This is a genomic window from uncultured Clostridium sp., assembly GCF_910588715.1.
Taxonomy (GTDB): domain Bacteria; phylum Bacillota; class Clostridia; order Clostridiales; family Clostridiaceae; genus Clostridium.
Window position 1 is genome coordinate 13,130 of record NZ_CAJURG010000004.1, and the last position, 18,008, is coordinate 31,137.

17 protein-coding genes and 1 tRNA gene are annotated in these 18,008 nt (G+C 27.5%); all 18 read right to left on the reverse strand.

Features of this window, described 5'->3' with window-relative positions:
- Positions 1-15: 15 nt before the first annotated feature.
- A tRNA-Leu gene (locus QZ321_RS07940) sits at positions 16-102 on the reverse strand.
- Positions 103-360: 258 nt separating this feature from the next.
- On the reverse strand, positions 361-759 hold the full coding sequence (locus QZ321_RS07945) for a S1 domain-containing RNA-binding protein (RefSeq protein WP_291740813.1): 399 nt from the start codon (positions 757-759) through the stop codon (positions 361-363).
- Between the two features lie 83 nt (positions 760-842).
- Positions 843-1,124, reverse strand: coding sequence for a septum formation initiator family protein (locus tag QZ321_RS07950; protein WP_291740812.1), 282 nt, complete (start codon positions 1,122-1,124; stop codon positions 843-845).
- 81 nt (positions 1,125-1,205) lie between these two features.
- Positions 1,206-1,598 carry a spore cortex biosynthesis protein YabQ gene (gene yabQ, locus QZ321_RS07955; protein WP_291750134.1) on the reverse strand — a complete coding sequence of 131 codons (393 nt, stop codon included), beginning with the start codon at positions 1,596-1,598 and terminating at the stop codon, positions 1,206-1,208.
- Between the two features lie 9 nt (positions 1,599-1,607).
- Positions 1,608-1,901, reverse strand: coding sequence for a sporulation protein YabP (gene yabP / locus QZ321_RS07960; protein ID WP_291740808.1), 294 nt, complete (start codon positions 1,899-1,901; stop codon positions 1,608-1,610).
- A gap of 54 nt (positions 1,902-1,955) precedes the next feature.
- Positions 1,956-2,216 (reverse strand): RNA-binding S4 domain-containing protein, encoded by a 261-nt coding sequence (locus tag QZ321_RS07965; protein ID WP_291740807.1) that lies wholly within the window; start codon positions 2,214-2,216, stop codon positions 1,956-1,958.
- Positions 2,217-2,288: 72 nt separating this feature from the next.
- The gene (locus QZ321_RS07970) at positions 2,289-2,564 is read right to left on the reverse strand and encodes an HU family DNA-binding protein (RefSeq protein WP_291740804.1); all 276 of its coding nucleotides are present in this window, start codon (positions 2,562-2,564) and stop codon (positions 2,289-2,291) included.
- 257 nt (positions 2,565-2,821) lie between these two features.
- Positions 2,822-4,270, reverse strand: a complete 1,449-nt coding sequence (gene mazG, locus QZ321_RS07975) for a nucleoside triphosphate pyrophosphohydrolase (RefSeq protein WP_291750133.1) — start codon at positions 4,268-4,270, stop codon at positions 2,822-2,824.
- 17 nt (positions 4,271-4,287) lie between these two features.
- Positions 4,288-5,817, reverse strand: a complete 1,530-nt coding sequence (locus QZ321_RS07980; protein WP_291750131.1) for a polysaccharide biosynthesis protein — start codon at positions 5,815-5,817, stop codon at positions 4,288-4,290.
- 114 nt (positions 5,818-5,931) lie between these two features.
- Positions 5,932-6,480, reverse strand: a complete 549-nt coding sequence (gene spoVT / locus QZ321_RS07985; protein ID WP_291740801.1) for a stage V sporulation protein T — start codon at positions 6,478-6,480, stop codon at positions 5,932-5,934.
- A 204-nt stretch (positions 6,481-6,684) separates the two neighbouring features.
- Positions 6,685-7,698, reverse strand: a complete 1,014-nt coding sequence (locus tag QZ321_RS07990; protein ID WP_291750129.1) for a peptidylprolyl isomerase — start codon at positions 7,696-7,698, stop codon at positions 6,685-6,687.
- An 86-nt stretch (positions 7,699-7,784) separates the two neighbouring features.
- Positions 7,785-11,309, reverse strand: a complete 3,525-nt coding sequence (gene mfd, locus QZ321_RS07995) for a transcription-repair coupling factor (protein WP_291750126.1) — start codon at positions 11,307-11,309, stop codon at positions 7,785-7,787.
- Positions 11,310-11,334: 25 nt separating this feature from the next.
- Entirely contained in the window at positions 11,335-11,910 is a 576-nt protein-coding gene (gene pth / locus QZ321_RS08000; RefSeq protein ID WP_291740797.1) for an aminoacyl-tRNA hydrolase, read from the reverse strand.
- Positions 11,911-12,105: 195 nt separating this feature from the next.
- Positions 12,106-13,239 carry a trypsin-like peptidase domain-containing protein gene (locus QZ321_RS08005; RefSeq protein ID WP_291750123.1) on the reverse strand — a complete coding sequence of 378 codons (1,134 nt, stop codon included), beginning with the start codon at positions 13,237-13,239 and terminating at the stop codon, positions 12,106-12,108.
- A 105-nt stretch (positions 13,240-13,344) separates the two neighbouring features.
- Positions 13,345-14,754 carry a HAMP domain-containing sensor histidine kinase gene (locus tag QZ321_RS08010; protein ID WP_291740794.1) on the reverse strand — a complete coding sequence of 470 codons (1,410 nt, stop codon included), beginning with the start codon at positions 14,752-14,754 and terminating at the stop codon, positions 13,345-13,347.
- A complete protein-coding gene (locus QZ321_RS08015) occupies positions 14,755-15,441 on the reverse strand; it encodes a response regulator transcription factor (RefSeq protein ID WP_291750121.1) in 687 nt (228 codons plus the stop codon).
- A gap of 138 nt (positions 15,442-15,579) precedes the next feature.
- Positions 15,580-16,539 (reverse strand): ribose-phosphate diphosphokinase, encoded by a 960-nt coding sequence (locus QZ321_RS08020; protein ID WP_291740790.1) that lies wholly within the window; start codon positions 16,537-16,539, stop codon positions 15,580-15,582.
- 63 nt (positions 16,540-16,602) lie between these two features.
- Positions 16,603-17,976, reverse strand: a complete 1,374-nt coding sequence (gene glmU, locus QZ321_RS08025) for a bifunctional UDP-N-acetylglucosamine diphosphorylase/glucosamine-1-phosphate N-acetyltransferase GlmU (protein ID WP_291750118.1) — start codon at positions 17,974-17,976, stop codon at positions 16,603-16,605.
- Positions 17,977-18,008: the final 32 nt, after the last annotated feature.

The window sequence follows — 18,008 nt, forward strand, 5'->3', positions numbered from 1 at the left end:
AAGTTGAATTTAGTTTGGTGCTGAAGACCGGAATCGAACCGGTACGGTATCGCTACCGCAGGATTTTAAGTCCTGTGCGTCTGCCTGTTCCGCCACTTCAGCATATTTTTTGTTGCCGTCATCTAACGACAAAATTAATTATATATGATGACTATAATACTGTCAACACTTTTTTGAAAAAATTTTTAAATATTTTTATATTCCTTTACAAACCTTAGTAAAATAGCTAATTTAATAATTTTTATTTTTCTAATTTCGTCCTAATTTTATTATTAAAACTAAAAAAAATAAATAAAAAAGAGAGTAATAAACTAAAACCTATACTCTCTCTCATATATAAAACTACATTATTTCTAAAATTTAAAAGTTTTTTCTTGATCTTGCTTTAAATTCTTGATGTTTTTTGAAATCTTGTTGTCTTTCTTCACTATCTTTTAAGAATCTAGACATTATATCTTCAAAATTTGCTGGAGCAGCTTTCTTTTCAGTTTTCCATTCAATTTCTGCTGGTTTAACTGATTTTTTCTTAACATTAGCTTGCTTTATAGATAAACTTATCTTTCCATTATCATCTATTGATATAACTTTTACCTTAACTTTATCTTGTTCATTAAGATGTTGTCTTATATCTTTAACAAAAGAATCAGCAACTTCTGAAATATGAACTAATCCTGTCTTACCTTCTATTTCTACGAAAGCTCCGAAGTTTGTAATATTTACTACTGTACCCTCTAATATGTTTCCTGCCATTAAGGTCATTTTACAAAGAATCCTCCTTAAAATTAAATAATCTATGTTATTAATAATAACCACATTAATAGAAATTTAAACTTAAACCAATACTATTCTGAACTATTATTTGAAATAATTTGTTGCTCACCTTCTTTTATTAGACCTAATCTCTCCCTAGCCAATTTTTCTAAATATTCATTATTACTTTGAGCTCTATCTAACTCAGCTTGCAACCTAATATTTTTTTCCTTAAGCTCTTTTAATTCTTGAGTTTGAATAGTAATATCATTCTTTATCCTTCTTAGTACAGTTAATTGCTTTACTAAGCATACACTAAAAACTCCTACAATTAAAACAACAATAATTCCCTTAAGGTTTATGTTTTTTTTCATAAATATATAGTACCCTTCTTTTATATCATTATATAAATATATTGTAAACACTATACATATTTAATTCAAGATATTTTTATACTAATTATGTTTTCCAATAATATTATAAAATACAACTTTAAAGGGATATATAATATTTTTAAAAATAATTCTACATACTTTAGATGTTACATTAATAACTCCTAACTCAAATTTTATACATCTCTTGCTAATAAATTTCATATATAAGCCTAAAGCTATTAACATAAATGCATAAACATATGCACCCAAAAATGCATAATTTGTATAAAGAAGAAAAGAAAAAACAATCATAGCGGTTAAAATCCAAAATAAAGTATCTTCTATAGCTATAATAATTTTAGGTATCTTTGTACCTCTAATTATCTTATATAAATCAAACATCAAGCCTGTTAATATGCCTGCTAATAATGCATAAAATATAATACTAAATTGTATATCAGTTTTTAATGGCATAGTAACCTCCTATTTAAAAAGCCTTCCTATTATGCTTTCTTTTTCTTTCTTTATTTCTTTACCACTATATACGATATAATATATTTCTCCATTTATCATTACATCTCCATTTTGAACATCTAGCTTATTCATTTTTAAATTTAATCCCTTTATAGTTAATGCACCTAATTTAGTATTAAGTAATATTTTTTCATCATCAAAACTAATAACTTCTTCTACTCCTGTTAATGTCATTTTCTTTCTATTTTCTAGTGTAATATTACCTCTATTATCCTCAATTTTATTATCTACCCTTTTCTCCATTATTAATTTCCTCCATATATTATCTTGATTAAATATATGAAGTGTTTTAAAAAATTATTCTTGGTCCTCAACTCCTTCTAATATTTCATACATCTCTTTAGCATTTTCTTTTCTCACATGCTCTGCTATATTTATTATTCTTGCTTTTAGTTTTCTATTTGCAAATGTAATTTCAATTATATCTCCTTCTTTAACATCTGTTGATGGTTTTGCTATTTTATCATTAATAGCAACTCTGCCACCTTCACAAGCTTCTTTAGCTACAGTTCTTCTTTTTATTATTCTTGAAACTTTTAAATATTTATCTAATCTCACCTTTATTTCTCCTTATCTTAAAATATTTTTATGTATCAAAAAGCCCGAGATACCTCGGGCTTAAATTTATAATTACTTATTAACTCTTTCTTTAAACTCTTTTCCTGCTTTAAATACTGGAACAGTTGAAGCTGGAATATTTATAGTTTCTTTAGTTCTTGGATTTCTTCCTTCTCTAGCTGCTCTTTCTCTAGTTTCGAAAGTACCAAAACCAACTAATTGAACTTTGTCTCCACCTTCTAAAGCTTCTTGAACTGAATCAATAAATGCTTTTAAAGCTATTTCTGCATCCTTCTTTGTTAATTGGCTCTTTTCTGCCATGCTAGTAATTAATTCTGCTTTATTCACGATTTACATCCTCCTTAAATAAACAGTTAAAAATATTGTAGTTAACCATTTTAAATTATGTACTATAACTACATTAACCTTATTATATATCCACTTTAATAAGTAGTCTATAGTAATATGGATGTTTTTTCTATAAAAATATATTTATTACAACTTTTCATGTAGCATAGTAATTCTTTTATTATTCCCCTTAAAAAATATTCTGCATGAAAATTAAAAATCCTTCTATTATTGCAGAAAATTCACTTTTTTCTTTATTAATCGTATTTTTTAGCTTCTTCCCATAAGCTATTCATTTCATCTAATGTAACATTTTTTAATTCTTTTCCTTGTTTTAATAAATTATCTTCAATAAAACTAAACCTCTTTATGAATTTTTTAGTAGATTTATTTAATGCCTCTTCTTCATCTACATTTAATAGTCTAGACACATTAACACAAGCAAATAGCAAGTCTCCAACTTCAATTATTATTTTTTCCCTATTATTGGTTTTATATACATCTAATACTTCAGTTATTTCTTCTTCTATCTTTTTAACTGCCTCATCTATACTTTCAAAATCAAATCCAACCTTAGCAACTTTCTTTTGAACCTTATGGGCTTTTATTAAAGATGGTAATGTTTTTGCTATCCCATTTATTTCTTCTGTAATTGTTTCGTAATTTTTTTCTGTCTTTTTTAATTCATCCCAATTATCTAATACTTCTTTTGAATTATTGATACTTATATCTCCAAATACATGTGGATGCCTATAAATCATCTTAGATGTAATTGCTTCAATTACATCAGATATATTAAAATATCCATCTTCCTTTCCTATAACAGAATGAAATACAACTTGTAATAATACATCTCCTAGTTCTTCAATTAATCCATCTATATTATCGTCTTCTATAGCTTCAATTACTTCATATGCTTCTTCTAAAAGTGAATTTTTAATGCTTTCATGAGTTTGCTCTCTATCCCACGCGCATCCATTTTCACTTCTCAAAATTTCTATGGTGTTAACTAAATCATAAAAATCCTTTTTATTATCTATATCTTTAGGAATATATACAGAAGTTAAGTAATCTATATCTTCTTGCATATCAAGTTCATATATTGGAATCTTTCTTATAGATTCTTCTCCTTCTATTCCCGCAGCTCTAACATAATATATTTCTGTTTCATCATGATAATATTCTAATAATTCCAATTTAACTTCTGATGCTATTAATGGATTATACACTTGAGTTATTATTGTTCCTATTCTTTTATCTAAAATTTGATTTTTTATATCAAAAGCATCAATAATCTTTAATCCTTCAATAGGATCTATTTGTAATCTATCCATCATAGCATCTACAAAACTAACTGCTGGTAATATTTTATATTCAATATTATTTTCATTACATAAATTAATAAGATTTAAAACTGATCTTTCTGCAACTAATGGATGTCCTGGAACTGCATAAACTAGTTCTCCATATATTTTATATTCATCTATCATATTTTTGGCGATATTAGAATATACCTCGTCAAAGCTACTTCCTTCTTCATAATAATTATCACAAGTCTTAAAAGAATCCAATTTATTTCTTAAATAATCAACCGTAGGATGCTTTTCCGTTCTAAAATATAAGTTTTTACTTTCTTTAAGAGCATCAACAGCTCCTACAGTTAATGCATCTGGCGAACCTGGGCCTAATCCAACTATTTTTATCATACGATAATCTCCTTACATCATTTTCTTGCCAATCTATTCTTTATTTCATCTACTTCAAATACTTTAAAGATTAAAATAGCTATCATATATATAATAATACCCATAAATATTGATAATAAGCAAGAAATACTATTACTATCTAACCTTTCCATAATAAAATTGTAACTAAATAAAACTACGATTATCATAGCAATAGATGCATAGGCAGGTTTTACAAATGAATCATAAATACTTACTTTACATTTAGTTTTTGTTTTAAGTGCTATAAGATTTAATATAGTAACTATAATATAAGCAGAAACAGTTGCTATTACAGCTCCAAAAATATTTATTTGTGGAATAGGAACTAAAAACATTGTCAAAGCAACCTTTACAACACATCCTATTATTAAATTGATAACTGGTCTTATATAATGATTAGTTGCTTGTAATACCGAAGTTGTTGTTTGAGTTACTATTACAAAAGGAATTGATATAGATAAATATCTTAAAATATCTATTCCTTCATATCTATCAAAGAATACTAATTTCATTATAGGTCCTGCTAAACAAAACATTCCTAATGCACATGGAAGAGCTATTACAGCGGATAACTTCATTGCTACGTTTATTTTGCTTTGCATTTCTTCTTTTCTGTTTAGTATATAGTGTTCCGAAATTATAGGAATTAAAGATGTACAAATGGCTACAGATAAAGTTAATGGAATATTTACTAAAACAGCTGCTTTACCTGTAAGTTGTCCATATAGCGCAGTAGAATTAGCAACTCCAGATTCAATTAACTTTTGTGGTACTACAATAGAATCTATTAGATTCATTATTGTTCCAACTGTAGCTCCAAGTGAAATAGGAATTGCTATTTTTAATATTTCATTTAATATATCAGTATTAGTTTTTATTTTCTTAATTCCCATTTCTTTTTTTACTTTTATATATTTAATTCCTAAATATATACTTGCTATCATAGCCCCACCTGCAGCTCCAAATGCAGCTCCTCCAGCTGAATACTCTATACCTTTAGATAAAAGCAAATAAGCTAGTCCAACCCCTATCACAACTCTACCCATTTGTTCTAATATTTGAGATGTTCCTGATGGAGTCATATTTTGCAATCCTTGAAAGAAACCTCTATATACATTAACAAAAGAAACCATCATAGGTGCAAAAGATATTCCTATTAATGCATAGTATGACTTCATGTCCCACTTTAAAAAATTAATTATAGGTTTTGCAAAGAAAAATAGTATTAACGATGTTCCAATACCTAATGTCATCATTAAATAAGATGATTCTTTAACAACTTCGTAACCACCCTCAACATCACCCATTGCATTTTTTTCAGAAATCATTTTAGAAACTGCAACCGGTACCCCACTTGCCATGGCCACAAAAAACATATATAAAGGATAAGATAATTGATAATAGCCTATTCCCTCATCACCTATTAGCATAATTAATGGCCATCTAAAGAAAAAACCTAATACTTTTGCTAACATTCCTGCTAATCCTAGAATCAAGCTTCCCTTTATTAGAGATTGTTTCTTCATAAAATACCTCCAAACTTGAATTACTAACTATTACTAATTTTTATTTAAAGCTTAGAGGTATTATTACATATATTCTATTATTATTTTCTAAATATCGTAATATATCCTTATTAATTATTGTTCCATTTGCTTTCCTAGGAAAGCTGCTGCAGTTTCAGCTAATTTTAATTGTAAATCACCAAATTTTTCTCCAGCTTCTTTTGAAACAATAAGTACAGCTCCAATAGCATCACCTTCTGTTATTATTGGTGCTATTACTTGGCTTGTATATTGTCCTTGATCTTCATCATTATGTAATGGTATTGTTTTAGCTTCTTCTATTATTATAGAAGCTTTTCTTCCATCCATAACTGCTTCTAATTCTGAACTTATTTTTCTTTCAAAATAATCTTTTTTTGTTGCTCCACTTACAGATATAAAAGCATCTTTGTCCGCAATTAAAACAATATGACCAATTGATTGTTGTAAGCTTTCAGCATATTCCTTAGAGAAATCTGTTAATTCTCCAATAGGAGAATATTTTTTTAATATTACTCCGCCTTCTCTATCTGTAAATATTTCTAATGGATCTCCTTCTCTAATTCTTAAAGTTCTTCTTATTTCTTTTGGTATAACTACTCTCCCTAAATCATCAATACGTCTAACTATCCCTGTCGCTTTCATTATTATGAGTTACCTCCTTAATTAGTTTATATAATTAACTGCAGTATTATTATTTGAACTATTAGAAATTTTATACACAAATATCCAATATTTATCCTTTACTATTTATTGAGGAATTCTTTCAAGTCTATACCAAAAAATAAGCGAAATTTTAGTAATAAAAAAGATTAAGCAAAACTAAAAGTTTTACTTAATCTTTTTATACTATAATTTATTTTTATATTCTTTAACGTTTAATTCTTTTTTCCATTCTTCTAAAGTTGAGTTATATACTTCTTGTTGCTTTTGGCTTAATAAAGTAGATTTTATACTATCTTTAACTTCGTCAAGTGATTTTACTTTATCTTCAGTTTGAACTCCATCAACCTTAATTATATGATATCCAAAAGAACTTTTAACTGGAGCTGAAACTTCACCTTCTTTTAAAACCTTAAATCCAGCTAAGAAATCTGTATCAAAACCTTCTTCATCATTTTTAACATATCCTAAATTTTGTGATACAGGTTTAGTTCCTGTTGCGTTATTAGCTTCGTACTGTGAATATAAAGCATCGAAAGTAGTTTCTCCTGAGTCAATTTTATTTTTAGCATCTTTTGCTTCATCTTCTGTTTCAAATAAAATGTGTTTAGCATTTGCACCTGGCTTAGTTGTGTATTTATCAATATTATCATTATAATATTTTTCAACTTCTTCATCACTTACAGTTACATCTTTTGTTATAGCATCTATAACCTTATTAACCTTAACTAAATTTTCCATATTTGAATTGAATTTTTCTTCACTTATTCCTGAATATTCTAGAGCTTGCTTTAGTCCATCTTCTCCGCCATAAGCTTCTTTAAATTTTTCTTTTTCTTCTTCTATAGCTGTTGTTAAAGCATCTCCAGTTGGTATATATCCAAGTTCTGTACCTTTAGTTATTAATACTTTATTATTAACTAGTTGATCTAATACTTGAGTTCTAGCTTTCTTTAATTGTTCTTTTAAATTATCATCAATAGTATTTTCATAATTTTCACCATATGTTTCTATTAAATAATCTATATCTGCTTGTAACTCACTATTAACATCTCCCATAGTGATTTTATCATTTCCAACCTTTGCTAAAACAGTTTTTTGTATAGCTTCTGGAGTTTTTTCTATCATCTTACATCCTGTTATCGAAAAAGCCATTGCAGTTATAGCAGCAGCTACTACTATATTTTTTATTTTTCTCAATTTGTTTCCCTCGCTTTACTTTAAATAATAGTTTTTTTATATAAATCAGTATATCAGCAATATCCTTTTTATTCAAATTTTACTGGTTATTTTTTGTGTGAATTATCTATTAACGAAATAAGTAATTCTTTATAAAAATTTAACGTGTCTTCTTTCTTAACGGAATTAATTTTCACAGCAAAAAATGGAGTTTCTCCAAAATATAATACTACTTTATCTTTATGATTCTTTAAAAGTTCTCCATATATTTTATTAATATTTTTAAATCCCTTTTGGAATTTAAATCTCACTTCTTTTGGCATTTCTTTAATTTCTTCAATTAAAAGAATCTTAGCTAAACTTTTAATATATGCTATATCCATTAAATTATAAACAGCTTCTGGAATAACTGAATATCTGTCTTCTAATTCATCTTTTATATCATTATAATCATTCATATTTTCAATTGCTGCTATCTTTTTATATACCTCGATTTTTTGTATTTCATCTTCAATATAGGTAGATGGTATATAAGCATCAATTTTTATATCAACCGTTGTTTCAATTGGTTCTTGTTCTATTTCACCTTTAATTAATTTAACCGTATCTTCTAACATTCTACAATATAAATCATATCCTATTGCTGCCATATGCCCATGTTGAGAAGAGCCCATCATATTTCCTGCTCCCCTTATTTCTAAATCCCTCATAGCAATTTTAAATCCTGAGCCAAGCTCTGTAAAATCTTTCAAAGCCTTAAGTCTCTTTTCTGCAACTTCTGTTAATACCTTATCTTTAGTATACATAAAGTATGCATAAGCAATTTTATTTGAACGTCCTACTCTTCCTCTTAATTGATATAGTTGAGATAGTCCCATTTTATCTGCATTATTTACTATCATTGTGTTTACATTTGAGATATCAATTCCAGTCTCTATAATAGTTGTGCAAACTAAAACATCATATTCTCTTTGCATAAAGTTAATCATTTCTGTTTCAAGTTCTTTTTCTGTCATTTGTCCATGTATAATTCCAACTTTACATTCCGGAACTAATTCTCTTATATAATTTGCCATACTTTGTATACTTTCAACTCTATTGTATACAAAATAAACTTGACCTTCTCTTCCTACCTCTCTTAATATAGCATCTCTGATTAGTTGATCATTTTGTTCTACAACATAAGTTTGAATAGGGTATCTTTCTTCTGGTGGCGTTTCTATAACTGATATGTCTCTAACTCCAGTAAGTGACATATGAAGGGTTCTAGGAATTGGCGTAGCACTCAACGTAAGAACATCAACATTTTTCTTTAAAGATTTTATTTTTTCTTTTTGTGCAACTCCAAATCTTTGCTCTTCATCCACTATTAATAATCCTAAATCTTTAAAAAAAATATCCTTTGATACAAGTCTATGTGTTCCAATTAAAATATCTACATTTCCTTCTTTTAAAGCTTGTAAAGTGGCCTTTTGTTGCTTTGTAGTTCTAAATCTACTTATCATATCTATTTTTACAGGAAAATCAGAAAATCTCTTTTTTAAATTTTTATAATGTTGTTCTGCTAATATAGTTGTTGGAACAAGAAATGCAACTTGCTTTCCATCCATAACAGCTTTAAAGGCAGCTCTTATAGCTACTTCTGTTTTACCATATCCAACATCTCCACAAAGCAATCTATCCATAGGCTTATCAGATTCCATATCATGTTTTATTTCTTCTAATGAAGATAATTGATCTGGTGTTTCCTCATATGGGAATTCGTCTTCAAATTGTCTTTGCCATTCTGTATCTTTAGAATATTTATGTCCCTTTAATGCAGCTCTAGCGGCATATAACTTTACTAAGTCCTCAGCAATTTCATTTATAGACTTTCTAACCTTTGCCTTAGCCTTTTGCCACTCATTACTTCCAAGTTTATTTACCTTAGGAGTTTTTCCTTCACTTCCAATATATTTTTGAACTAAATCTAATTGATCAACGGGAACATAAAGCTTATCTCCCTTATCATATACAATATCTAAATAATCTCTAGTATTACCAGCTATATCAATTTGCTTAATTCCTTTGAATACACCTATTCCATGATTTGCATGTACAACATAATCTCCAGGTTTTAAATCTGCAAAGCTAGTAATCTTACCGACACCTTTTTTCTTGTTTACCTTTTTAGATATTGACTTTTTAGCTTCTCCAAATACTTCTTTATCAGATATAACACAAACCCTTAAATCAGGATATTCAAATCCCTTTACCAAATTTCCAAAGGTAACTACTGCTTGCCCTAATTCAATATTATCAATTTCATCTTTATAAACACTCTCTACATCTCTTTCTCTAAGTGTTTTTACTAGTCTTTCTCCTCTAGTTTTAGTACCTGCTAATATCAAAGTTCTAAAATTATTTTCTTTTCTTGCTTTTATATCTTCAATTAATAAATCTAGCTGACCATTATAATTATTAGAAGTAATTTGATTTAATTCTATGTCCAAACGCGGAAATAATATATCTGATTTTAAATCAAATGGACTTAATGTAATAACATTACTTTTTTCTAGCTTAACAAATAATTCTGCTTTATCTATCAATAATTTATTTTGAGAAGGTAATATATCACCTCTTTGAAGAAAAGCTAAATAATTCTCATTAAACTCGTAATATATACTTTCAACTTTTCCTTCACATCTTTTTAAATCATCTATAATAAATGTATAGCCATCTAAATAATCAAAAAAAGACTCCATATTTTCATAAAAATAAGGTAGATAACTATCAATAGTTTCAAACGTGGAAGTTTCTTTTAAACTTTCTAAGTTCTTATTAACAATTTTTCTTATTTTGTCAATTTGATCATTACTTTTATTATTAGCTTTTTCAAGTATTGAATCTAATTCCTTTACTATTTTGTCCTGTGCATTCTTTTTATCTTGTTCGCTTACTATTACTTCTTTTGCAGGAAATATTTCTATGGATTTAACTTTTTCTATACTTCTTTGAGATTCTATATTAAAAGTTCTAATCGACTCTATTTCATCTCCAAAAAGTTCAACTCTAAAAGGATAAACAGATATAGGAGGGAAAACATCTAGTATCCCTCCTCTTAATGAAAATTCACCTTTACCTTCTACAACTTCAACTCTTTCATATCCACATTCAACTAATCTTTTTGAAATTTCTTTTAAATCTACTTCATCACCATTTTTTATATTAATTTTATACTCTAAATATTTCTCTCTAGGAGTATATAATGTAGTTAATGCATCAATAGATGTAACTATTATTTTTTTATTCTTATTACTAAGCATTTCCTTTATTACATTTAATCTTGCCCATCTAAGATCTCCAGAAATTGCATCAACATTATAAAAAACAACTTCTCTTATAGGTAAAAAATAAACATCATTAGAATAAAAGCTTAAATCTTCATATAAATTTTTAGCCTCAATTTCATTATGAGTTACTACAACTAAAGAATTACTTATTTCTTTAAATATTACTTCTATTATATAGCTTTTTCCCGAATCTGATAAACCAGATATATTTATTGGAAACTTATCATTTTTTATACTATCTATAGCTTTAATAAACTTATCATTTTGCTGTAAGGGTTGTAATAGCCCTTGTAATCTCATTTTATCACCCTCCATAAAATTCTCTTTAATTTTCCTTGCATACATTAAATCCATTTAGTTTATTCATTGCTTCTTTAGCATTTGACTGCAACATTATGCTTACAGCTTCATTTGATGCTTTTATTGTTTCCTTTAAAATTTCAACTTCATCATCGCTAAACTTTCCTAATACATGTGAAACTAAATTTCCTTTTGGCGCTCCTACACCAATTTTGACTCTAGGAAATACATCTGTGCCTAAGTTCGCTATAATACTTTTTATCCCATTATGTCCACCATGACTACCCTTTTCCCTTATTCTTAATCTTCCTACTTCTAAACTAATATCATCATAAATTACAATAACTTCTTCATTTGATATTTTATAAAAATTAATTACTTCTCTAATACTTTCTCCACTTAAGTTCATATATGTAGTTGGTTTTAATAAAATTACTTTTTTTCCATTTATAAATCCTTCACCAAACACACCTTTAAATTTTATCCTATTTAATTCTATATTATACTTATCAGCAATATAATCAATTGCTTCAAAACCTATGTTATGTCTTGTGCCATCATATTCTTTTCCTGGGTTTCCTAATCCAACTATTAAAAACATTCTTTACTCCTCCGCTCATCTCAAAGTGACTATTTTATATTATACCATTTTTTTCAATAATAAAAGTTTTTTATTATTATATTGTTAAACACACTATTTATTTTAATTCTATTTATAATATAAAGTAATTTAAATACATTGTATTTTAATTTAAAAATTTAGACTAACTCTTTCCTAGAATTAGTCTAAATTTATTTATAATATTTTAATATCTATACGCTTAATTTTACCTTCGCTTAATACTTTGCAATGAAGTATATCATCTTTTTTCTTATCATGTAATAATTGTATTAATTCGTCCACATTGACAACTTTATATCCATCTACTTCTATAATAATATCAGTTGGCTTAATACCAGCTAAGTATGCACTTCCGTTTTTAGTTAACTCTTGTACGTAAAATCCTGTAAAATTTCTCATTTCATCTGCAACTACTCCACCTTCAACTATTCCTAAAAGCCATTTAAAAGTATTTGTAGAATTAATTATTTCTTGAAGCTCTTCCATTTGGACTCCATAATAAAGCCCATAATCGTTTCTTTTTTTAGTAATCTCTAAGTCAGCAATTGCTATAAGTTCCCCATTAGAATTGCAAATTGCCCCTCCTGTATTTTTTTCATTTACAGGCGCATTTATCTGTAATAATGCTTGAGTTTTTCCTTCCCCTAAATCTATCTTCTCGTTTTTAGATGTTATAATTCCCGGTATTGAACTACCCACATATTCATCTCCAATTGCATTACCTAATACAACTATGCCTTGCCCTTCCTTAATACTCTCTGGAGCTGCTATTTTTATTGGACTTAGTCTTCCATCAAATTCTATTTTAATAATAGATAAATTTCTTTCCTCATTTTCAACTAATATTTTTGCTTTTATTGGCTGTGCTGCTACTGAAGACAACTTTACATATATATTATTTCTATCCTTAATTGCATAATAATTAGTTAATATTATTCCACTTGAATCTATTATAACTCCTGTTACATTTCCCTCAAAATACTCATCTTCAGTAAGCTTTTCTTTTGAATTACTTATACTAACTAATGATTTTGAAACTTCTTTTATAATCTTTGTATAGTCTAATATAACCATATCTGAATTTTCTTTAATTTCCTTAATTTGCTCAATAGTTCCACCATACTTATTTTTAATGATTATATTAGATATAACTGAACTTAAAATTCCTGCAATAGCTAAATATAAAATTATCTTAACGCCTAATTTAACCCTTGATCTAGTACTTTTTTTCTTCTCAAAAATTATATTAGATATCCTATCTTGTGGAACATTTGATATTCTTTCTTTTATATCTTCTCTATTATTCATATCAACCTCCGACTATAGAAATATTGAATTTACTAAAACAGTATCAATATTTCTGTATTAAAATAGTGAAATCTAACTTTAAATATTAAATTATAATATATTGTTTTAGTTATTTCGTTGCAATGTAAATACAAATTTTACACCTTTATCATCTACATTTTCTACCCATATATCTTGATTGTGTTGAGATAATATTAATCTTACTATAGGAAGTCCTAATCCTGTACTAATTTTATTAGTTCTTGATTTATCACTTTTATAAAACCTATCCCAAATATGATTTAAATCATATTCTGAAAGAATATTACCTGAATTAAATATACTTACAAATATTTTTTCACTTTTCGTTGATATATTTACTTCTATTTGTCCATTATCTTCACTATACTTAATAGCATTTTCAAGTAAGTTAGTAATAACTTGAAGTATTCTATCTCTATCTCCTATAGCAAAGCATCGCTTTTCATGAAATATTGCCTTAACATTTAAATTTTTTGTCTTTATTTTATTTTCCAAATTTAATATACATAAGCTTACTGTTTGATTAATATCAAATTCAGAAATATGTAAATTAAACTTTCCTGACTCCATAGCAGATATATCTAATAAATCATTAACAAGTCTAGCTAATCTATCTATTTCATCATAAACTATTTTTAAATAATAATTTTCTTTATCCCTAGGAATAACTCCATCTAATATACCTCCAACAAATCCCTTTATTGAAGTTATAGGTGAACGTAATTCATGAGAAACATTAGAAATAAATTCCTTTCTAATATTATCAGCCTCTTCTATAGACTGTGCCATTGTATTAAAAGATTGAGCTAATTCTCCAATTTCATTTTTTCCGACAACCTTTACTCTTTCTTGTACATTTCCCTTAGCTAATCTTTTTGCAGAATTATTAATTTCTTCTATTGGTTCTACTACTAATAGTTGTGCAAAATATTTTACAATTGCTCCTGCAACTATTACAGCCAACACAATTGCCGTCCATATTATAATTATTGTACGCCTTTCATTTACTGGATTATTTTCAACCATTATTATATATCCATCTAGTTGGCTATTCGTAAAAATAGGTTTAATAAATGCAGATACTTTTAAATTACTTTTTCCATCTATCAAAACTTTTTTATGAATAATTTTGTCATCAGTAGGAATCTTAGAATTTTCTATATCTATATTAGTATACTTAAAATCACTATACTCATTACTTGATACCATATAAACATATCCTAACCTGTCAACTACAACTCCACTCATATTATTAGTTAAACAAGATATTTGTAATAACCTACTAATGTCTTCATAACTACCATCTTGATATTTTAAATATTTTCCAACAGCTTCTGAAACAACATCTAATTGTTTATTTAACGTATTTATAAGTTCATAATGACTAATTCTATAAAATCCTACACTTAATACTAGTCCAACGAGTATTAACAATCCTCCTGTTATTGAAGAAAAAGTAATTATTAGCTTTCTTACTATACTATTTTTCTTCACTTATCTCACCTCAAATTTATAACCAACTCCCCATACTGTTTCAAGCTCCCACTTTTCTCCTGATTTAACTTTTTCCCTTAATCTTTTTATATGAACATCTACAGTTCTCGAATCTCCAGGATAATCATACCCCCAAACCTCATACATAAGTTGTTCTCTAGTGAAAACCTTATTTGGATTACTTGCCATAAAATGAAGTAGTTCTAACTCCTTTGGAGCTAATTTTATAATATCTCCTTTATAAGTTACTTCATATGCTCCTATATCAATTTTTAAATCTGAATACTTTATTATATCTTTTGATTGATTTTCACCTGAATATCTTCTTGTTACAGCCTTAACTCTTGCTAATAATTCTTTAGGATCAAATGGCTTTACCATATAATCATCAGCCCCAAGCTCTAATGCAAGTACCTTATCAAAAACTTCGCCTTTAGCTGTCAACATTATTACAGGAATGTCACTACTTTTTCTAATATACTTTAAAACCTCTATCCCATCTTTTCCTGGCAACATTACATCTAATATCACTAAAGCTATATTTTCTGTTGATACTATGTTGCAAGCATCATTTCCATTAAAACATTTTTTTGTATTATATCCTCCACTTTTTAAGTACATATCTATAAGTTCATTAATGTTCACATCATCATCAACAATTAAAACTTTTCCTAACTTATCTTCCATTTTAAACTCACCTTCCTCATTTAATATTCTATACTATATTTATAAAAACAATAATAAAGTTTTTATAAATTTTACATTTGTAACATAATATTTAAAAACATAAAAATAGACTGCTACACTTGTAGCAGTCAAAAATCATTAATTTTCAAATAATTTACTTATTGGCTCATCGTCATATATTCTCTTAATTGCCTCTGCAAATATCGGTGCAACAGAAATAGATTTAAATTTATCTAGTCCTTCTTTTTCTGGAAGTGGAACTGTGTTTAACATTACTAGTTCTTCAATTGCAGAATTGTTTATCCTTTCAAATGCTGGACCTGATAGTACTCCATGAGTACAACAAGCATAAACATTCTTTGCCCCCAAATCCTTTAATGCATTTGCAGCATTTGCAATAGTTCCAGCAGTATCAATCATATCATCAATTAAGATACATCTTTTTCCACGAACATCTCCTATAATATTCATTATCTCAGATACATTAGCCCTTGGTCTTCTCTTATCAATAATTGCAATTGGAGCATTTAGTTTGTCTGCAAATTTTCTAGCTCTAGTAACACTACCTAAATCTGGTGATACAACAACTACATCATCTTTATCATTAAATCCATTCTCAACAAAACTCTTAGCTAATATTGGTGAACCTAATAAATGATCCACGGGTATGTTAAAATATCCTTGAATTTGAGAAGCATGTAAATCCATTGTTAATACTCTATTTGCCCCTGCTGCTGTTAATATGTCTGCCACTAGTTTTGCAGTAATCGGATCTCTTGACTTTGCTTTTCTGTCCTGTCTTGCATATCCATAATACGGAATAACCGCAGTTATTCTTCCAGCTGATGCTCTCTTAAACGCATCTATCATTATCAACAGCTCCATTAAATTATTATTAACTGGGGAGCTAGTCGATTGTACTATAAATACATCTACTCCTCTTACTGTTTCATTAATATCTACTGATATTTCACCATCACTAAAAGTTGAAACTTTTGCATTTCCTAGTGGTATTCCTAACAAATCAGCAATTTCTTTAGCTAATTCAGGGTGTGAATTACCAGTAAATATTTTTATTTTTTTCCCATGACATATCATATTATGAGAACCTCCTTAACTTGCAATAACGCTTGCCACTTTTATCTTACAGTTTAATATATATTATTTTTTATTAATAATTCCTTTTTTATCAACCCAGCCTTGTATATTTCTTTGCTTTGCTCTAGCAACTGCTAATTCTCCAGTCTTTACATCATTAGTAATAGTTGAACCAGCTGCAATATAAGTATTATCTTCAACTGTAACAGGTGAAATTAAATTTGTGTTGCATCCAATAAAACTATTATTTCCTATAATTGTTTTATATTTATTTTTACCATCATAATTAACAGTAACAGTTCCACATCCAAAATTACAATCTTCTCCTACTTCAGCATCTCCTACATATGTTAAATGAGATACTTTAGTATTATTTCCAATTGTAGATTTTTTTATTTCTACAAAATCACCAATTCTTACATCATTTCCAATGATAGATTCTGGACGAATATAAGCAAATGGTCCAACTGTAGTATTTTTACCAATTTTACTTTCTAATATTACAGATGATTGTATGTCTACCCCTTCATCAATAATACTATTATTTATTCTTGAATTTGGATATAAAACACAATTCTTTCCTATTACAGTATTACCTTCAATAACATTTCCAGGATATATTATAGTATCTTGACCTATTTCTACATCAATACCAATATATGTGGTAGATGGATCAATTATAGTTATTCCATTTTCTAGATGTTTATTATTTATTCTTTTTCTTAATATAGCTTCAACTTCTGCAAGCTGAACTCTTGAATTTACTCCTAATGTTTCTTCAAAATCTATTACAAGAGCTCCAACCTTTTCCTTTTTCTCTTTTAACATTCCAATTACATCAGTTAAGTAATATTCTCCTTGAGAATTATTATTAGAGAGATTTCCTAAGCATTCAACTAAACTTTCAATTTCAAAGCAATACATTCCTGAATTTATCTCTTTAACTTTAAGTTCTTCTTCATTGCAATCTTTATGTTCAACTATTTTTAATACTTCATCTTCACATCTTATTATTCTTCCATATCCTGAAGCATTATCTAAAACTGAAGTAAGTATAGTTGCACTATTTCCATTTTCTTTATGAACTTTAAATAAATTTTCTATAGTTTCTTCTTCTATTAAAGGAGCATCTCCATTAAAAACTGCTACTGTGCCTTTTTTATTTTTTAAAAAATCTATAGCACATTTAACAGCATGACCTGTTCCTAATTGCTCTTCTTGTAGTGAATAAGTAACATTTCTTGATTTAGTATTTTCTTTAACTAAATCTGCTCCTTTACCTACAATAACATTTATATCTTCTACTTTTCCTTTTCTTAATGTATCAATTACATGATTAACCATTTCTTTTCCGCAAACCTTGTGTAAAACCTTAGGTAAGTCTGATTTAATTCTCTTTCCTTGACCTGCAGCTAATATCAAAGCACATTTATACATTTAATTCACCTCTCTATAAAATTCCAAAAAAA

What these genes read in the sequence shown, in the direction of transcription:
- QZ321_RS07945 (WP_291740813.1), bottom strand. Translation starts at nt 759, where the DNA reads ATGACCTTAATGGCAGGAAACATATTAGAGGGTACAGTAGTAAATATT.
- QZ321_RS07950 (WP_291740812.1), bottom strand. Translation starts at nt 1,124, where the DNA reads ATGAAAAAAAACATAAACCTTAAGGGAATTATTGTTGTTTTAATTGTA.
- yabQ (WP_291750134.1), bottom strand. Translation starts at nt 1,598, where the DNA reads ATGCCATTAAAAACTGATATACAATTTAGTATTATATTTTATGCATTA.
- yabP (WP_291740808.1), bottom strand. Translation starts at nt 1,901, where the DNA reads ATGGAGAAAAGGGTAGATAATAAAATTGAGGATAATAGAGGTAATATT.
- mazG (WP_291750133.1), bottom strand. Translation starts at nt 4,270, where the DNA reads ATGATAAAAATAGTTGGATTAGGCCCAGGTTCGCCAGATGCATTAACT.
- QZ321_RS07980 (WP_291750131.1), bottom strand. Translation starts at nt 5,817, where the DNA reads ATGAAGAAACAATCTCTAATAAAGGGAAGCTTGATTCTAGGATTAGCA.
- spoVT (WP_291740801.1), bottom strand. Translation starts at nt 6,480, where the DNA reads ATGAAAGCGACAGGGATAGTTAGACGTATTGATGATTTAGGGAGAGTA.
- mfd (WP_291750126.1), bottom strand. Translation starts at nt 11,309, where the DNA reads ATGAGATTACAAGGGCTATTACAACCCTTACAGCAAAATGATAAGTTT.
- pth (WP_291740797.1), bottom strand. Translation starts at nt 11,910, where the DNA reads ATGTTTTTAATAGTTGGATTAGGAAACCCAGGAAAAGAATATGATGGC.
- QZ321_RS08005 (WP_291750123.1), bottom strand. Translation starts at nt 13,239, where the DNA reads ATGAATAATAGAGAAGATATAAAAGAAAGAATATCAAATGTTCCACAA.
- QZ321_RS08015 (WP_291750121.1), bottom strand. Translation starts at nt 15,441, where the DNA reads ATGGAAGATAAGTTAGGAAAAGTTTTAATTGTTGATGATGATGTGAAC.
- QZ321_RS08020 (WP_291740790.1), bottom strand. Translation starts at nt 16,539, where the DNA reads ATGATATGTCATGGGAAAAAAATAAAAATATTTACTGGTAATTCACAC.
- glmU (WP_291750118.1), bottom strand. Translation starts at nt 17,976, where the DNA reads ATGTATAAATGTGCTTTGATATTAGCTGCAGGTCAAGGAAAGAGAATT.